The organism is Sulfuricurvum sp. (assembly GCF_049305995.1).
GTDB lineage: Bacteria > Campylobacterota > Campylobacteria > Campylobacterales > Sulfurimonadaceae > Sulfuricurvum.
On sequence record NZ_JBAQPS010000057.1, the window covers coordinates 1 to 3,703 of the forward strand.

Here is a 3,703-nt window from a genome sequence, read left to right on the forward strand (position 1 = left end):
GGGGCAAATGTACTCAAAATCTTCCGTGAATGCGATTTGGAAGAGCCGTTGATGGAGTATGCTCAATCGTTGGATGAAATCATGCTGTACGATCAACGTGGTGGATTTTGAACATATTATTGTAAAGGATTGAAATGTTTAAAAGTATGCGGACAAAAGAGCAAATCGATAGAATCTACATCAAAAGTTTCATATATTGAAGAGTTTTAGTCTTATGATTTGAGTTTTGAAAAATAGTTGATAAGGGAGCAAGATTACCATATGAATAACGAAGAACAAACTATTAAAGATAATATCAAAAATACCTTTGACAACGTAGCCAAAAGCTATGATAGAAATCAGCAGTTTATCCTATCAGCCAAAAGAATGGTCGATTTGATTCATTGCGAAAACGATAATTTGAATATTTTAGATTTATCGACGGGGACAGGTCATATCGCGATAGAACTTGCCAAAAAGTTTCCTAATGCAAATATTTACGCTGTCGATATTTCCGAAGAGATGCTCAATATAGCCCGATTAAAGACAAAAGAACACGGGATAAACAACATCACCTACTTGGTTCAAGATGTAGAAAATCTGGATTTTGAAGATATAAAGTTTGATTTCATTACGTGCGGATACGGGCTGTTCTTCTACCCAAATATGGAAAAAGTCGTTAGCGATGTTTCTGAGCGATTGAGTGATGAGGGGAAATTCATTTTTTCAACCTTTACGGATCAAGCTTTTCAGCCGTACTCCAAAATATTTTTAGAGCTATTGGAACAAAATTACAATATCGCGCCGCCGAAGCGGATAGAAAAAAGACAACTGACGACGCAAGATGAAATAGAAACGCTATGTGCTCATATCGAATACGATAGTTTGGAAATCCATGATATTGAGATTGTGTTTCCAATGGAGATTAATGAATGGTGGCAACTTCTCAACAGTACGGGATACAAGGGGTTATTAAATCAGTTGGAATCCAATTATCCTCAATTTGAAAAAGAATATATAGAGCATTTACAATCAATTTCAAAAGACAACTGTATCGATTTTAATGCGAATAGTCTGATTTCTGTTGTTAAAATGAGATAAAATGAGATAAAATGAGTGTTATTACCATTTAAACCCAATACGACGGATAAACCAGCGATTTTTTGAGATTGAGATAAATAAGTGCGACAATCACTAATAGCACAGCTCCAATCAGCGTCGGGGTAATCAAAAACGTCCACGGGGCACCCAGTAAAAAAACGATGATGGGGTTTGATCCAGCAGGAGGATGAACGGTATTGGTTGCAAGCATGACGGCGAGTGCAGTAGCAAGAGCCAACGCCATACTCCACCACATATCGCCGATGACATGAAAGAAAATTAAGCCGCTTTGGCGGCAAGCGGTGCATGTTCTCCTCTGAACTTTTGAAAATAGCTTTTCATGATAGCTCCCTTACGTGTTGGTTTTGCATGTTAGAATCCTCCTTGACTATTTACAAAACAAACGGTTGTTTGATAAGATAAGTAAAAAAAATTAATCGAGCAAAGTGATCAATTTTTTCTCGATTTTTAGATAAAGGGTCGAATCGTTATAGAGATTCATCATCATAATAGCCCCTTGAACCGATGCGACTGATTCGACGGCAATTTCTCGTGCTTTATCAGCTCCATAGCGATTTTCCATGATGTGACTCACCGCTCTCTCCCAGTTGTCGAAATAAGCGAGAATCTCCTCTTTAAACAACTGACGCGATACTCGATCGTATCATTCACAGTGTCTATAAAATTTAACTACAGGGGGAATCACAAAGAAAGCTCAAATCGAAGAAAAAAGAAGAGGTCGAAGCGTAGCTTTACGCTACAATTTTACAGCCTGATTCACCGTTAAAAAAGTGGAAACATGTTAACGGCTAGAAACTTCGAGTGAAATCTACAATTATGGCTACATTTCTATGAAAAAAAAAGATCATAAAGGAACTATAATAGATTTCTCGTTTCAAAGTTACTTTTGTTCTCTTTGATAATTTCAAGCACCTCTTTTAAATCTTTGGCTTTTAAATAATTTTACACCACCGTTAACTTTTCAATTCAATTTTGCAAAATCTGAGTATAGCATATTTTATTTCCTCATTTAGAATGAGGTTAAAATGATACTCTTCAGCTTAGACATAGCCTCAAATGCTACACTATACCCAACTATACTATGGAGCATTTTATGTCCAATCGTCTCGCATTCGAAGATTCACCCTACCTACAACAACACAAAGATAACCCGATTGACTGGTTTCCATGGTGTGACGAAGCATTTTTAAAAGCAAAATCCGAACACAAATCTATATTTATCTCTATCGGTTACAGCAGCTGCCATTGGTGCCACGTGATGGAACATGAGGTGTTTGAAAATCCACAGATTGCCGAATTCGTGAATCAACACTTCGTCTGCATCAAAGTGGATCGCGAAGAGCGCCCCGACATCGACAAGCACTATCAAGAGCTTCATAATCTCCTCAACAGACGCTTTGGGGGGTGGCCGCTCTCTATTTTCGCTACACCGCAGAACAAACCCTTTTATGCTGCTACCTATATACCGCCTTATAATCAAAATCAGATGATGGGATTTAGTGAGCTGACCGCTATCATCGCCGAAAAAGTAGCCCAAAATGACGAAAAACTGTTCCAAAACGCCGACGAGATCACCGCATTTATGCGTCCTAAAAACGAAAGTGTCCAAGCAACCGTTTTAAATGAGAAAATCATCACCCAATTTATTCTCCAAGCTCAGCATAACTACGATGAGATCAACGGCGGATTTTCCAAATCTCCGAAATTCCCCCATGTTTCCACCCTCAAAACACTCCTAACCCTCGACAGGCTCCAAAGCGATGAGAAAATCAAAACGATCATTACCCATACGCTCGACTCGATGGCATTGGGGGGATTATACGATCACATCGACGGCGGATTTTGCCGCTACAGCACCGATGAGTCGTGGCTCGTGCCCCATTTCGAAAAAATGACCTACGACAATGCCCTCCTCTGCGAACTCTATGCCCATACGGGGATGGTGTATAGCGACGATCGATACCTCCGAGTTGCTAAAGAGAGCGCCGATTTCATGATGAGATTGATGATGGAAGATAATCTGTTTTACAGTGCCAGCGATGCCGATAGCGAGGGGGAAGAGGGAAAATACTTCATCTACTCCTACGATGAGATTATCACCGTACTCGAAAAGCTATCGATCCCAAATGTACATGAAGCGGCGCACTCCATCGGCGCGACAAGGGGGGGTAATTTCGAGGGGCACTGCATCATCCGCCTCTCCTCGCACGAGCGTCCTGAATGGTTTGACCCTTTTTGCCGTGAGCTAAGTGTTTTGCGTCAAAGCAGAGCCTACCCCTTTATCGACCGCAAAGTGATTACGGCATGGAATGCGATGATGATTCAATCGCTGTTTGTTTTGGGAAAATCAGATTGTACCTACCAAGCGCAAGCGATCCGTTCTCTCGAAAAATTGAGTGAAACGATGTTTTTGAACGGGATGCTCAAACACTCAACCCTTATTCATAAAACACCGAAAATCGATGCCTTTTTAGAAGATTACGCCTATTTGTGTAGTGCTCTGATCGAAGGATACCAATCGACATTTGATGAGTGCTATCTCATCGACGCACAGCGATTTGCCAACAAAGCGTTGGAGCTCTTTTATGAAGAGGGAAAATGG

At 40.5% G+C, this 3,703-nt stretch carries 4 protein-coding genes; 2 read left to right on the plus strand and 2 right to left on the minus strand.

Features of this window, described 5'->3' with window-relative positions; all coding sequences use genetic code 11:
• Window positions 1-261 precede the first annotated feature (261 nt).
• Window positions 262-1,080: a class I SAM-dependent methyltransferase gene (locus WA010_RS01870; RefSeq protein WP_422555479.1), complete on the plus strand. Its 819-nt coding sequence runs from the start codon at window positions 262-264 to the stop codon at window positions 1,078-1,080.
• Between the two features lie 28 nt (window positions 1,081-1,108).
• Here WA010_RS01870 and WA010_RS01875 read toward each other — a convergent pair whose 3' ends face one another.
• Both WA010_RS01875 and WA010_RS01880 read right to left on the minus strand, forming a co-directional pair.
• Window positions 1,109-1,360, minus strand: coding sequence for an HPP family protein (locus tag WA010_RS01875; protein ID WP_422555482.1), 252 nt, complete (start codon window positions 1,358-1,360; stop codon window positions 1,109-1,111).
• A 153-nt stretch (window positions 1,361-1,513) separates the two neighbouring features.
• Window positions 1,514-1,723, minus strand: coding sequence for a hypothetical protein (locus WA010_RS01880; protein WP_422555480.1), 210 nt, complete (start codon window positions 1,721-1,723; stop codon window positions 1,514-1,516).
• A 471-nt stretch (window positions 1,724-2,194) separates the two neighbouring features.
• On the opposite strand from WA010_RS01880, the gene WA010_RS01885 reads away from it, so the two are divergent.
• Window positions 2,195-3,703: thioredoxin domain-containing protein (locus WA010_RS01885; protein ID WP_422555481.1), on the plus strand; the 1,509-nt coding region annotated here is incomplete at its 3' end.

Coding starts and splice junctions, on each gene's coding strand:
- WA010_RS01870 (WP_422555479.1), top strand. CDS start 262: ATGAATAACGAAGAACAAACTATTAAAGATAATATCAAAAATACCTTT.